Below are 14,341 nucleotides of genomic sequence, written 5' to 3'. Positions count from 1 at the left end.
CTTCCTAAAAATAATTTATTTTAGAAATAATATTTATATTATAGCATAACTGTACCACAAACATCACTCTAGATAAACTTATTTCAATACAGGCTATAAACTTTTTCTACTATTACAGTCATATCGTCTTTTACTTTATTCTCCGATAATTCCACTGCCTTCCTTATAATCTCTTCACCCATTTTTTTAGGATCATTACAGTTAAATTCTTTAAGGAATTTTACCATCCAATCATAGCTGCCTGCAACTTCTGCATTATAATCCAATACTCCATCACTGACAATTATTATAAAATCTCCATTTAAAATTTTTCTATTTATTATTTCTATGTCCGGTTTATCAAGCACACCTATTGGCAGTGTTTTTGACTTAATAACATCCACTTCATTTCCTCTTTTTATAAAACTAGCAACTGCCCCTACTTTCATAAAGTCCACTTCACCTTTATATAAATCTATACTGTTCAAGTCCAGAGTTGAAAATTTTTCATCTTGAGTAAATTTTATACTCATAATGGAATTAACCGTATTTATGGCTGTTAATTTATTAAACCCTGCTACAGCAAATTTTTTTATAAGTTCTACTGATGCACTGCTTTCTTTATATGCCTGCGGTCCCGAGCCCATTCCATCACTTATAATGGTCATATAGCTTCCATCCGGCAAGTTTCCATAAGTATAACTGTCACCATTGTATTTTTCTCCATCTTTGCATTTTCTGCTTACATAGGCAGCTATATGATATTTAGGAGTCTCTTCAAAAGTTATGCTGCAGTCTTTCATACTTTTGTCTATTTTGCATCCGTCTTCACTTACACACATAAGTTTCCCAGTAACATTATTTACAAGGGGAAGTATTTGTTTTATGCATTTCTGTTCCCCTCCACATGCCTCCATGGACATTCTCATAATCAGATGTTGATTCTTATCATTGAAACAAAATACATCCCTGTATTGAATTTTATTTTTTGTAAGTATTCTTCTCATTTTATTTTCTATATCTGTATTGAATTTTATATCCGTATTGAATTCATTGACAATCTCAGATACAGATCTGCTCATATTTCCTATCTGGTCTGCAAGCAGTTCCCTGCACTCGCTCAACCTGTCCCTCCACATTTCATTTATAACATAATTATTGACGATATCATGAGTACTATCTACAAGCATTGTTCTCTTTATACACTTTCTCTCTAATTCCGGAGGGATGATCTCCTTCTTTTCTTGATAGTTTTGTATAATTTCAACAAATGTGTTATAGGTATTATAGCTTTCCCTTTTCCAGCACAACGCTCTCATGGAACAATTCGAACATACCCTGTCTGCAAGATTTTCAACTAAAGCACTACTTTTACTTTTCATAGCAAGCTTATCATTGTCAGCCAACTTTCCGAGCGTCAGTGACATGTTGCTAAGTACCTCGGCGAAATTTTCCAATCTTTCAACTAGAACGGATTTAATCTTATCAGCATAATTTTCTTTTTGAGTTTCTCTTTTTTTCTGCCAATCCAGTTCTGTCTCCATCTGTTTATAAATAGTTTTGGGTATTATTATAAAAATTGCACAGCTTATTAGTATTTCAGGAACTTTAAATTGTGGACCTATATTAGAATATAATTTTAATATTATAAAAACAACCATATATGAGCAGGCACTCATGCATTTCCCTGTCTCTCTAAAGATACCGGATATGAGACCACATAATCCATATACTGCAATATACACAAGCATTTCATTTGAAGTTATTCCTATAATAGTTCCCATGGCTACCCCGGAAGCAGCTCCCTGTGCACTTCCCTTTATATATCCAAGCATCAGTACAAAAGTCAGCGCTATTATATTCCTAAAAGATACTCCATATATCATAATCCCCCAGGTGCCAGATACTATAAATGATATAGTAACTGCCATGCTTATTATTTCCTCATTACTGTATAAATGTCTTGTTCTTAATTCTTTAAAACATATTATAGAATAATTAATAATAAAATATAATGGGAATATACATAAAATTTCAAAAAAGGCATTAAATAACGCCACTGAAAATGAAAGTTTGACTATTAAAAACTTATAAAAAAGTATTCCCGCCAAAACAGATGCAAATATTAAAATCAGCTTTTTACTTTTATCTAACCCTTTCAATATGTAGCTTACAGCCATTAGTACTATGCTTATAGTACAGTACATGACAGGATATTTTATATTACCATACATTGAAATATAACCAATTATAGTCCCCAAAGCTGACAAACATGCAATTTTCCTTTTTTCAGATACTACAACAGCAGTAAGAAAAGCTATTCCAAAAGGTGCCATTAGATTTACCATCATAACTCTCGCTACTAAAAATGCTGCCAAAAAGTAAAATACAAGCTTCAATACTTCTTGTGGGTCTTTAAACCTCCCCTTTCTTTCTTGCTTATTTAATTTTTCTGACCTTTGATAAGGAAACACTTCTAATTCATATTGCATACATATCACCCACCTTATAAAATACTGCTTTTATTATAGCAATTTGTTATGGAAATAAATGTCATATGGTGATGGGTACCTTTATTTTTTTTAGGACATTTATTTCTATGATTTTTAATGATTTTTATTTTAGACAATTATACTTATAAAAATGAACTTCTGTATTTTTATATGTCATTTTATACACAGATCCAATATAATATTATCCACAATGTGACTTATTTTTAATAGGCTGTACAAAAACTGTACTTCAAAAGTACAGTCTTCAAAAAATCAAAAAATCCATGAAACTAATCATGGATATTAAATCAAGCACATATATATTTGGTTGCGGAGGCAGGACTTGAACCTACGACCTTCGGGTTATGAGCCCGACGAGCTACCAACTGCTCCACCCCGCGACACTCTATTATTGTTGAAAACCGGAAACAAACTGATACAGATTTTAAATCATATACATCTATCAATTTAAAAATCACTTTAAACAAATTGGTAGCGGAAATAGGAATTGAACCTATGACACTTCGGGTATGAACCGAATGCTCTAGCCATCTGAGCTATTCCGCCACAATAAACAAATGGTTGCGGGGGCAGGACTTGAACCTACGACCTTCGGGTTATGAGCCCGACGAGCTACCAACTGCTCCACCCCGCGATATTTTATTGGTGCTGAAGACCGGAATCGAACCGGTACGGGTTTTAAAGCCCGCAGGATTTTAAGTCCTGTGCGTCTGCCAGTTCCGCCACTCCAGCATCTGCCTAAATCTTTCCGATTTGACAACATAAACAATTATATATTATAAATACACTACTGTCAACTATTTTATAAAGCATTTTTTATATAGTTAAAGAGGCTAATTAATTAGCCTCTTTAAATTCATAACTTAATAGTTAGAAGACTTTTTATATCCTCTTCCCTTTGAGTCCTGATGTTTTTTAATATCTTGAAATCTCTCTTCACTATCCTTTAAAAATTTCGATAACCTATCCTCAAAGTTTCCCTGCACTTGCTTATTTTGATCTTTCTGCCAATCTATTTCTACCGGCTTAAAGCTTTTCTTACCAATATTGGCTTGTTTAATAGATAAACTTATCTTACCGTTGTCATCAATAGAAATTACCTTTACAGTTACTTTATCTTTTTCTTTCAAATAATCTCTTATATTTTTCACATAAGTATCAGATATCTCAGAGATATGCACTAGTCCAGTCTTACCATCTACTTCAACAAAAGCTCCAAAATTGGTTATATTAACTACAGTACCCTCCAGTATGCTTCCTGCCTTTAAGGTCATATTAAAAAGACTCCTCCTTAAAAATAATATATAATAATAAATTATAAGCTAAGTATTAATTTTTGATGTTTATTACAGGAGTTTCGCCTTGTTTAATAAAACCAAGTCTTTCTCTTGCCAATTTTTCAATGTACATATCAGATTTAGACATCTTAATTTCATCCTGTAATTTTATGTTTTTTTCTTTCATTTTTTGCTCTTCAGCATATTTATCATTTATTTGTTTCTTTATATTCCACATGGTTATTTGTTGATTTATAAATATATAGCACACATATATTGTCAATAAAAGTGCGGCTATATTTTTTACCTTAATTTTTATTCTTCTCATAGTCCTATTCTCCTAATATAAAATCAATATAACCAATAGGCATATTAACTAAAAATTAATAAACCATTTAAAAATATATACATTTATATTGTAAAATTTTTTTTAGTTTTATTCAAGCTATTTTTTGCAATTTTTATTATTTTTTGCTCTGGAATAATAGATAATACATTGAAAAGGATATTGAACTATGTTCAAGGTTATTCTAAACATTCTTCCTAAAATTTTAAATATTTTCCTTTCTAAATTGGAAAATATCTTACTGGCCAATTTAAAATATAGAACTATTCCTAATACTATCCATAGATATACGTACATATCCGTATATGCATAATTTGTATAGAGTAAAAATACAAAAACAGTTACTCCGGAAAAGATCCAAAACAATATATCCTCTATAAAAACAACTAACTTATTTATATTAGTATATCCTCTTATAATTCTATAGATATCAAATAGTATACCCGTTATAATCCCAGCCGCAATGCTAAATACTATAAGCTTAATCTGTGCACCTATGGACATAATCATTATACTCACCCTAACCTTTAATTGCTACTTGAACATTTTTGAAATTATATTACGTTTCTTTTTCTTGGGTTTGCTATTTGTATATATGCATGAATCTATACTCCCTACAATAATTACCTGTCCATTTTGTACGTCTAATTTATTCATTTTTAATGATGAACCTTTAACATCCAACATACCCAAATTTGTATTTAAACTTATATGATCCTCATTAAAACTTATTACCTCTATAATACCAGTTATAACCAGTTTTTTTCTGTTTTCAAGATTTAAAGAACTCTTTTTGTCACTTAAATTGGCTTCTTTCTTTTCCATAAAACATCCCTCCACCTGTATTAATTATATGTGGATGGATATATACTTATTACTTAATATTCGTATTTGAAATTATTTCATACATATTTTGGGCATCTTCTTTAACAACATGCTGTTTGATATTTGTAATTCTTGCACTTAATACATTATTTGCATATCTTATCTCTATTATATCTCCCTCTTTTACTTCACTACCTGGTTTTGCAATTTTGCCATTTATATTTACTCTTCCACTTTCACAAGCTTCTTTTGCTATAGTTCGTCTTTTTATTATTCTAGATACTTTGAGGTACTTATCCAATCTCATAAAAATTCTCCTTACTAGAACAAAAAACCTAGATTTACACCCAGGTTCCTTGAAGATACTTTATTTATTTACCTTATCCTTAAATTCCTTTCCTGCTTTAAACACTGGAACTATTGATTCTGGTATATTTATTTCTTCCTTAGTTCTTGGATTTCTTCCAATTCTTGCAGCTCTTTTTCTTGTTTCAAATGTTCCAAATCCAACTAATTGAACCTTATCACCCTGTTCAAGTGTTTCCTCAACGCTCTGTATAAAACCCTTTAAGGCTGCCTCTGCATCTTTTTTAGTTAGTTTAGATTTTTCTGATATACTTGCAATTAATTCTGATTTGTTCACCTTTTTTACCTCCTTAAATAATTAACATGCTTATATAGTTAGCATATTAGCATATTCTTCATCAGTATAAAGAAACCCTTTTTTTTGCATATAAAAAATCATATCACTTACTCTTTGCTTCTATCCAGAATTTATTCATCTCCTCAGATGTCATTTCTTGCATACTCATTTGCATTGATTTAGCTTTATTTTCTATATATGCAAATCGTTTTATAAACTTCTCTATAGTATAATTTAATGCAAATTCAGGGTCAATGTCAAGGAATCTCGCAACATTTACTGATGCAAATATCAAATCTCCCATTTCTTCTACTATTTTTACCCTTTCCTTGCTATTATATACATATCTGAGTTCATGATATTCCTCTGCAACCTTATCCAGCGTGTCTTCCACTGAATTGAAGTCAAATCCAACCTTTGAAGCCTTTTCTTGAACTTTATATGCCCGCATCAAAGCAGGAAGAATCTTCGGAATATGCTTTAGTTGTTGTGTATATGTTGTCAGGCCCTGCTGATTTTTCTTTATTTCCTCCCAGTTTGTCAAAACCTCTTCTGAATCTTTCACTTCAGCATTTCCAAATACATGTGGGTGTCTTTCTATCATTTTTTTGCAGACAGTATTGATTACACTATTTATATCAAAAAAGCCTTCTTCTTTTCCTATTTGCGAATGGAAAACTACCTGAAACAATACATCCCCAAGTTCTTCAGTCAATTCGGAATCATCCTTGTCTTCTATTGCCTCTAAAACTTCATAGCTTTCTTCTATAAGATATTTCTTTAAGCTCTCATGATTTTGCTTTCTATCCCATGGACATCCATTTTCTCCTCTAAGTGTATCCATTATATTAAGTAAATCTGTGAAATTATATATGGCCTCTGAATTTCGTGGTATGTAGATAGATGTCAAATAATCTATATCGCATTGTCTATCCAACTCGTATAATTTTATCTTTCTTATGGATTCCAAGCCTTTGATTCCAGCTGCCCTTATAAAATATATATTTATATCCTGTTTATAATAATCCATTAAGGCTAACTTTACATCCGAAGCAATAAATTTATCATATACTTGAGTTATTATAATTCCACACCTTTTATCCACAGTCTGAGACTTAATGTCAAACGCATCTACAATTCTTAGATTTTCAAATATATCCATTCCCAGTGCCTCAAAAATAGCATCTATAAAACTTACAGATGGATATACTCTAGTCTCTATATGATTTCCCCTGCAAAGGTCAAGAAGAATGGTTACAGATTTCTCAGCTACTAAAGGATGACCTGGAACTGCATATACTATATCGCCATATTTACTTTCCTTTAATATCAGGTCATGGGATATGATTTCATATACATCTTCAAAACTTTTTTCTGTCTCATAGGTTATATCGTATGTTTCAAATTCTATATTTAAATCTCTCAAATATTTTACTGTAGGATGTTTCTCAGTTCTCAAATAAATTCTTGGCGAACTTTTCAATAAATTTACAGTCCCTAAAGTAAGGGATTCTATAGATCCAGGTCCCAGCCCCACTATCTTAATCATAGAAACTTCTCCTCTATTTCCTTAAAAATCTGCTTTTAATATATCCATATTTAAATATCCTGAATAGAACTAGAAGAACAATGTACACAATTATTCCAATTAATATGGAGAAAAAGCATGAAAATCTACTGCTCATTGTATAATTATAGACATTAATATAGATAATTACAACCACTATTATCATTAATATCGAAGCAAAAGCAGGTTTTATTACAGTTTGAAAGTAATTCATTCTTATATTCAACTTTCGTTTTAATAAAATAACATTCAAAATTGCAGCCATTGTATATCCAACTGTGCTGCCAAATATTGCTCCATATATATTTATACCGGGAATCGGAACTAATAACAACGTAAATATTATTTTTAAGACGCATCCTACGGCCAGATTTAAAACAGGCATGATATAATAACCTGATCCCTGTAATATTGCAGTTGAAGTCTGCGCAATTATTATAAACGGAATAGATAATGCAGAATACTGGAGTATATCATAGCCCTGGGACTGGCCAGGAAAAATAAGCTCCAAAATAGGATGTGCCAGAGTATATAACCCAAGCATGGACGGCAGCGCTATTACTGTAGACAGTTTAAACGCAAGATCTACCTTGTCTTCCAATTCAAGCCTTCTATTTAAAATATGATACTCGGCAATTATAGGGACAATTGAAGAGCACAGTGCCACAGAGAGTGTCAGAGGTACATTTATAAGTATAAATGCTTTACCCGTAAGTCTTCCATACAGTATAGTGGCCTGCCTGTATGTAAAACCAGCCTCCAGAAGTTTCTGTGGAACAAGTGCAGAATCTATAAGACTCATTATGCTGCTTACTGCGGCCCCTATTGATACCGGAATGGCTATGTATAAAAGTGTGGTGAGTACGTCTTGATTATCCGGTGGATTATATACATGTATTTCCTGTCTCATATCAAAATATTTCTTTATTAAATATATACCACCAAACAATCCCCCTGCTGCAGCTCCCAAAGCTGCTCCTCCTGCTGAATATTCTATTCCTCTTGGCAGCAGTAGATAAGCAAGTCCAACTCCCACCACAACCCTTCCTATCTGTTCTATTATTTGTGATATTGCTGTATAATTCATATTCTGCAGTCCTTGAAAGAATCCTCTAAATGCACTCATTATAGATATAAACATAGGTGCAAATGCAATAGCAATCAATGAGTAATACGATTTACTGTCCCATTTTAAAAATGATATTATCGGTTTGGAAAAAATCAATAATAGTGCAGTAAACCCTGTGCCCAGTATAAACATCAGCAATATAGATTTTCTAAATATCTGTATTACTCTTACATAATCTCCCGTTGCATAACTCTCTGATACCATCTTAGAAACTGCCACAGGTATACCTGATGATGCTGCTATGAAAAACATATATAGTGGGAATGACATCTGATAATACCCTACACCTTCATCTCCAATAAGCATTTGCAGTGGCCATCTAAAAAATAGCCCGAGGAATTTACAGAGCATTCCCGACATTCCTAAAATTAAAGTACCTTTCATAAGTGACTGCTTTATCATAAAAATACCCCCGAATATCTATAATCATAAATCATTGCAATATAGTATACATATTTATAATTACTTTAAATTTATAATTATTATTACTTTCAGTGAGTATTTTTTTTTATTATTGTCAATAATCATTTAATGAGTATGAAGTTTATACTTGAAATCTAATTATAATAATGTAATGGCAGTAAAACTGCCATTACATTATTCCTCCATTTGTTTTCCAAGAAATGATGATGCAGTTTCCGCTAATTTAACTTCTACGTCACCAAAATCCACTTCTTCCTTTGAAGTTATTATAACAGCTCCAATTGCATCTCCTCCTGCTATGATAGGTGATATAACTTGGGCTTTATATTTTTTTTCGGCTTCTTCGTCTTCATATAAATCAATTACCTCTTTTTCCCCTAGTGACACCAATTTTCTATTTTCAATTATTTCCTCCAATTCCTCACTTATTTTCTTGTCTATATACTCTTTTTTAGGTGCACCGCTCACAGATACCAAGCTATCATTATCACATATCAAGACAATATCTCCGATGGTTTGTTCAAGAGACTCTGTGTATCCTTTGGATATTTCACTCAATTCATCGATGGGCGAATATTTTTTTAAAATAACCCCGCCTTCTCTATCTGTAAATATCTCAAGTGGATCTCCCTCTCTTATTCTAAGAGTCCTTCTTATCTCCTTAGGTATAACAACTCTTCCTAAATCGTCTATACGTCTAACAATTCCAGTTGCTTTCATGCTGTATTCCTCCTTAATTATATGAATTGTATTATTATTATTTTTCTAAATATGAAATTTTATGCACAATTGTTATTAAAATTAGAAAAAATTAAAAAATAACCTTATTAGAATCATCTAATTAAGGTTATTTTTATTCACATGTAATTTACTTACATTAAATTCTTTTCCTTTTTCTCTATTTTTGCAGCTTTCTTCCATTCGCTGGTTTTCTGGCTCATTATTTTAGTCTTTTGATCATTTTCCAATTGACTCTTTATCTGTGATTTAACTTTGGAAAACTCTTTAACAGGATACTCTGTTTTCTTTATACATTTTATTATATGCCATCCAAAGCTGCTTTGTACAGGATTGGATATCTGTCCTTCCTTCAATGCCTTGGCACCAGCCATAAACTGTGCATCATAATTGGTGTCATCAACACTTATTTCTCCCAGATCTCCACCTTTATCCTTGTTTGACGTATCCTGTGAAACTTCCTTGGCTACTTTAGCAAAACTTTCACCACTATCAAGTCTTTTCTTGACCTTTTTAGCTTCATCTTCAGTCTTTACAAGTATATGTTCCAGATGCATTTTCGTAGGCTGTTCAGTAAATTTATCTTTATTCTTATCATAATAATCTTTAACCTGCTTATCAGTAATCTTTAAATTTTTTGTAAGACTCTTAGCTATATTCTCCTGTATTTCCTGATTTCTAATTTGAGCTACATACATTTCCGTTAAAGCTTGCTCGGTAAATCCCTGTTGTTTCAATGCTTCTGCAAATTTAGTTTCGTCACCGCCAAAATACTGTTTCTTCATCTTGTCTATCTGTGCCTTTGCATCACTTTTTACTTTTGAATCACTTGGAAGGATATTTAGTTCCTTGGCTTTTTGACTCAATACCTTTTCAGTTATCATGTTGTCTAAGATCTGCTCTTTTTGGGATTTTATTGCACTTACTGCCTCCTCATTTTGAGAATAATTGTCTCCATACTGCTGCTTTGCCTGTTGAATCACTTGAAGTGTATTAGGATCTTTATCTAATTCCGCCCTTGTTATCTTCTCCCCATTAACTATTGCTACAGCACTATTGGCTATAGCCTCTGGTGTCTTTTCTATCATACTGCACCCGGAAATGGAAAATAATGTTGCAGATGCTAAAACAGCAACTAAGATTTTCTTTATATTCACTGTTATTCCTCCACTCTTATTTGTATATTGAATTTTTTATCATTCAGTATGTATTTCATAAAATACAGATTCATTTTATCACAAACACAATTTTATAACAAAACCATTTTTGTTCATATTTTTGTAATACCCTGGAAATTATTGTGCCTGTTTTTGAACACTTATCATGAATTCCATTAATTCCTTTATAATTATTAGAAGATTGTCTCTTTTTAAATCTTTGATCCTGTAGCCAAATCCCGGTTTATCATCCATTTTCAAGACTATATTTCTCGCATATTTCTTTATAACAAATTTTAAAACATCATTGTTGATTTTTTCTCTACTTTTAAAAATAAAAACAATTTCATCCTTTTTTTCTTTTATTTCTTCTATCCCGAGTCTTTTGCCAATGCTCCTTATATATGCTATATTCATGAGATTACATATTGGATTTGGTATAGTAGAAAACCTGTCTTCTAATTCTTCTTTTATATCCATCATATCTTCATAGCAATTAATAGCTGCTATCTTTTTATATATTTCTATCTTTTGGACTTCATTTTCTATATAATCATTAGGTATATAAGCATCCACTTTTAGATCCACAGTAGTTTCAACTGGCTCTTCCTCTATTTCTCCTTTTATGGTCTTTATAGTATCTTCAAGCATCTTGCAGTAAAGATCATAGCCTATTGCTGCCATATGACCATGCTGCGATGATCCCATTATATTACCTGCGCCACGTATTTCAAGATCCTTCAGCGCTATCTTGAAACCGGAACCTAATTCTGTGAAATCTTTAATTGCCTTGAGACGTTTTTCTGCTACTTCAGTAAGTATTTTATCCTTCCTATAAGTTAAATAGCAATAGGCTATTTTATCTGTTCTTCCAACTCTTCCTCTCAATTGGTATAGTTGGGACAATCCCATTTTATCTGCATCATAAATTATCATAGTGTTAACATTTTGTATGTCCATACCTGTTTCTATGATAGTTGTACATAGGAGTATATCACACTCATTATTCATAAATGCTACCATGACATTTTCAAGTTCTTTCTCCTGCATTTTCCCATGGGCCACTGCAACTTTTACTTCTGGAATGAGTTTGGATATATAAGCTGCCATCTTATTTATATTTTCTACTCTATTATATACAAAATATACCTGTCCTCCCCTGTTAGTCTCCCTCAATATGGCATCTCTTATCAATTGATCATTGTACTCCACTACATATGTCTGTATGGGATGTCTCTGCTCTGGTGGTGTTTCTATAACACTTATATCCCTGACACCGACAAGTGACATATGAAGAGTTCTAGGTATGGGAGTAGCACTTAGAGTAAGAACATCAACATTTTTCCTCATCTTCTTTATTTTTTCTTTATGGGTAACTCCAAATCTCTGTTCCTCATCTATTATCAGAAGTCCAAGATCTTTGAACTGCACATCCTTTTGGAGTATTCTATGTGTTCCTATAAGTATATCTACTTCTCCATTTTTTAATGCTTTTATAGTTTTCTTCTGTTGAGATATCGTTCTGAATCTACTAATCATATCTATTTTTATTGGAAAATCAGAAAATCTTTTTATAAAATTATTGTAGTGTTGTTGTGCAAGTATTGTAGTAGGTACTAGAAAAGCCACCTGCTTTCCATCCATTACAGCTTTAAAAGCTGCTCTTACTGCTACTTCTGTTTTTCCGTATCCTACATCACCGCACAGTAGTCTATCCATGACTTTATCCGACTGCATATCTGCCTTTATATCATTTATTGTAGTGATTTGATCTGGCGTCTCTTCATATGGGAACTCATCTTCAAACTGTTTTTGCCATATTGTATCCTTTGAATATTTATAGCCTTTAAGTGTAGATCTTACTGCATATAACTTTACTAGATCATCTGCTATTTCCTCTATGGACTTTTTTACCTTCCGCTTGGCTTTAGACCATTCCGGACTGCCAAGCTTATTGATCTTTGGTGTTTTTCCATCACTTCCTATGTATTTTTGAACCATATCCAGCTGCTCTACAGGTACATACAGTTTATCATCGCCCGAATATGTCAATTCCAGATAATCTTTTTTATGTCCTTGAAGTTCAAGCTGCCTTATACCTTTATATACTCCTATGCCGTGATTTACATGAACAACATAATCACCTGGTTTTAACTCCGTAAAGCTTTTTATCTTGCCTACGCCTTTTTTGGAATGTCTTTTAAGCATTTTTCTTCTTGCCGATCCAAAAACTTCTTTGTCCGATATTATACATATTCTAAGATCCGTATATTGAAATCCGTTCAGCTGATTTCCAAAAGTTACTACAACCTCTCCATTCATGATTTCATCTATATTATCTTTGTAACTGCTTTCTATTCCTATATCCCTTAAATTTTTAACCAGTCTTTCTCCTCTAGGTCTTGTTCCTGCAAGAATTAAAACTTTAAACCTATTATCTTTTTTCTCCTTTACTTCTTCAACTAACAAGTCAATTTTTCCACTATAATTGTTTAACGTTATCTGGGAAAACTTCGTTATGAATTTAGGCCTCAGATACTCACTGGATTTTGCAATTGAATCCAGTATTATTACTCCTCTTGAATCCAAAGATTTCATAACTTGAATTTTACTTATGAGAAGATTTGCCTGCCCGGGAAGTACACCGCCTCGTTGAAGAAAGCTTTTATAATTTTCTTCAAATTCAAAATACACACTGTCAAGCTTGCCACTGCACCTTTTAACATCATCAACTATTATAAAATAATTTTTTGCATAATCTAAAAATGAAGAAGTCTTGTCGTAAAAGTACGGCATAAAGCTGTCTATAGTCTCAAAACCCCAGCTTTCTTTGAGGAACTCCAAATTCCTGTCTATCAGTTTCTCAAGCTTATCTGCAGCTTCGTTATTTTTACCTCTCCGTAATTTTTCTATAATTAAATCTTTATCCCTTTTTATACTTTCATATGCACTTTCAACGGTTTGACTATCCAGTATAATTTCTTTTGCGGGAAAAATTTCTATACTTTTTACTTTCTCTATACTCCTTTGGGATTCTACATTAAAATTTCTTATTGACTCTATTTCATCCCCAAATAACTCCACCCGATAGGCTTCACCTAAAACCGGCGAGTATATGTCCAGTATCCCTCCTCTTATGGAGAATTGTCCCTTGGACTCCACAATATCTACTCTTTCATACCCGCACTGGACTAATTTCTTTCCAAATTCATTCAAGTCAATATTTTTTCCCGGAGATAATCTAAAAGTATACTTTTTATACAGATCCACCGGTATGTATATTGATGCCAGAGTTTCTATACAGGTTACTATAATCTTCTTGCCCCTGCTCAGCATCTGTTTTATTACTTTCAATCTTTCCCATCTTAAATCTCCTGATATTGCATCTATATTATAAAAAACAACTTCTTTTGATGGAAAATAAAATACTTTGTTTTCGTATAATGATAAATCCTCATATAATTTTCTTGCCTCCACATCACTGTGGGTAAGAATCAAAAAAGACTTATCCATATTTTCATATACAGTATCAATCAAACAACTTCTTCCTGATTCCGAAAGACCGTATACTCCAATGGGAAACTTTTTATTTTCCACTGAAGCCATAATATCTTTAAATTCCGAACTATCCTCAATAGGTTTTATAAGTCCCTTTAATCTCATTTCAATAACCACCCTAACCAAAAATATAAATCAACGCACAATAACCGTTAATCTCTACTTTAAGAGATTACGGCACAAAAT

General features: G+C 32.3%; 12 protein-coding genes and 4 tRNA genes. All 16 read right to left on the bottom strand.

Going from position 1 to position 14,341, the window contains the following annotated elements:
* Positions 1–83: 83 nt before the first annotated feature.
* Positions 84–2,471, bottom strand: coding sequence for a stage II sporulation protein E (gene spoIIE / locus LKE46_RS15550; RefSeq protein WP_291724367.1), 2,388 nt, complete (start codon positions 2,469–2,471; stop codon positions 84–86).
* Between the two features lie 325 nt (positions 2,472–2,796).
* Positions 2,797–2,872 (bottom strand) — tRNA-Met (locus LKE46_RS15545).
* Positions 2,873–2,961: 89 nt separating this feature from the next.
* Positions 2,962–3,038, bottom strand: a tRNA-Met gene (locus LKE46_RS15540).
* 12 nt (positions 3,039–3,050) lie between these two features.
* A tRNA-Met gene (locus LKE46_RS15535) sits at positions 3,051–3,126 on the bottom strand.
* Positions 3,127–3,135: 9 nt separating this feature from the next.
* Positions 3,136–3,224: transfer RNA gene (locus LKE46_RS15530), tRNA-Leu, on the bottom strand.
* Between the two features lie 131 nt (positions 3,225–3,355).
* On the bottom strand, positions 3,356–3,766 hold the full coding sequence (locus LKE46_RS15525; RefSeq protein ID WP_291724364.1) for a S1 domain-containing RNA-binding protein: 411 nt from the start codon (positions 3,764–3,766) through the stop codon (positions 3,356–3,358).
* Between the two features lie 55 nt (positions 3,767–3,821).
* Positions 3,822–4,097 (bottom strand): FtsB family cell division protein, encoded by a 276-nt coding sequence (locus LKE46_RS15520; RefSeq protein WP_291724361.1) that lies wholly within the window; start codon positions 4,095–4,097, stop codon positions 3,822–3,824.
* Positions 4,098–4,214: 117 nt separating this feature from the next.
* A complete protein-coding gene (gene yabQ / locus LKE46_RS15515; protein WP_291724358.1) occupies positions 4,215–4,625 on the bottom strand; it encodes a spore cortex biosynthesis protein YabQ in 411 nt (136 codons plus the stop codon).
* A gap of 24 nt (positions 4,626–4,649) precedes the next feature.
* Positions 4,650–4,940 (bottom strand): sporulation protein YabP, encoded by a 291-nt coding sequence (gene yabP / locus LKE46_RS15510; RefSeq protein WP_291724355.1) that lies wholly within the window; start codon positions 4,938–4,940, stop codon positions 4,650–4,652.
* A gap of 49 nt (positions 4,941–4,989) precedes the next feature.
* Positions 4,990–5,247 carry an RNA-binding S4 domain-containing protein gene (locus LKE46_RS15505; protein ID WP_291724352.1) on the bottom strand — a complete coding sequence of 86 codons (258 nt, stop codon included), beginning with the start codon at positions 5,245–5,247 and terminating at the stop codon, positions 4,990–4,992.
* 60 nt (positions 5,248–5,307) lie between these two features.
* The gene (locus LKE46_RS15500; RefSeq protein ID WP_291724349.1) at positions 5,308–5,583 is read right to left on the bottom strand and encodes an HU family DNA-binding protein; all 276 of its coding nucleotides are present in this window, start codon (positions 5,581–5,583) and stop codon (positions 5,308–5,310) included.
* Positions 5,584–5,686: 103 nt separating this feature from the next.
* A complete protein-coding gene (gene mazG / locus LKE46_RS15495) occupies positions 5,687–7,132 on the bottom strand; it encodes a nucleoside triphosphate pyrophosphohydrolase (RefSeq protein ID WP_291724346.1) in 1,446 nt (481 codons plus the stop codon).
* A 13-nt stretch (positions 7,133–7,145) separates the two neighbouring features.
* Complete coding sequence (locus tag LKE46_RS15490; RefSeq protein ID WP_291724343.1) at positions 7,146–8,681, bottom strand: putative polysaccharide biosynthesis protein; 1,536 nt, start codon at positions 8,679–8,681, stop codon at positions 7,146–7,148.
* 195 nt (positions 8,682–8,876) lie between these two features.
* Positions 8,877–9,422, bottom strand: coding sequence for a stage V sporulation protein T (spoVT, locus tag LKE46_RS15485; RefSeq protein WP_291724340.1), 546 nt, complete (start codon positions 9,420–9,422; stop codon positions 8,877–8,879).
* A 152-nt stretch (positions 9,423–9,574) separates the two neighbouring features.
* Complete coding sequence (locus tag LKE46_RS15480) at positions 9,575–10,597, bottom strand: peptidylprolyl isomerase (protein ID WP_291724338.1); 1,023 nt, start codon at positions 10,595–10,597, stop codon at positions 9,575–9,577.
* 138 nt (positions 10,598–10,735) lie between these two features.
* On the bottom strand, positions 10,736–14,260 hold the full coding sequence (gene mfd / locus LKE46_RS15475; RefSeq protein ID WP_291724334.1) for a transcription-repair coupling factor: 3,525 nt from the start codon (positions 14,258–14,260) through the stop codon (positions 10,736–10,738).
* Positions 14,261–14,341 lie beyond the last annotated feature (81 nt).

It is taken from the genome of Clostridium sp. (assembly GCF_022482905.1).
Lineage (GTDB): Bacteria > Bacillota > Clostridia > Clostridiales > Clostridiaceae > Clostridium_B.
Note: the sequence above shows the minus strand (reverse complement) of the source record. Positions and strands in the feature narration are given on the sequence as shown.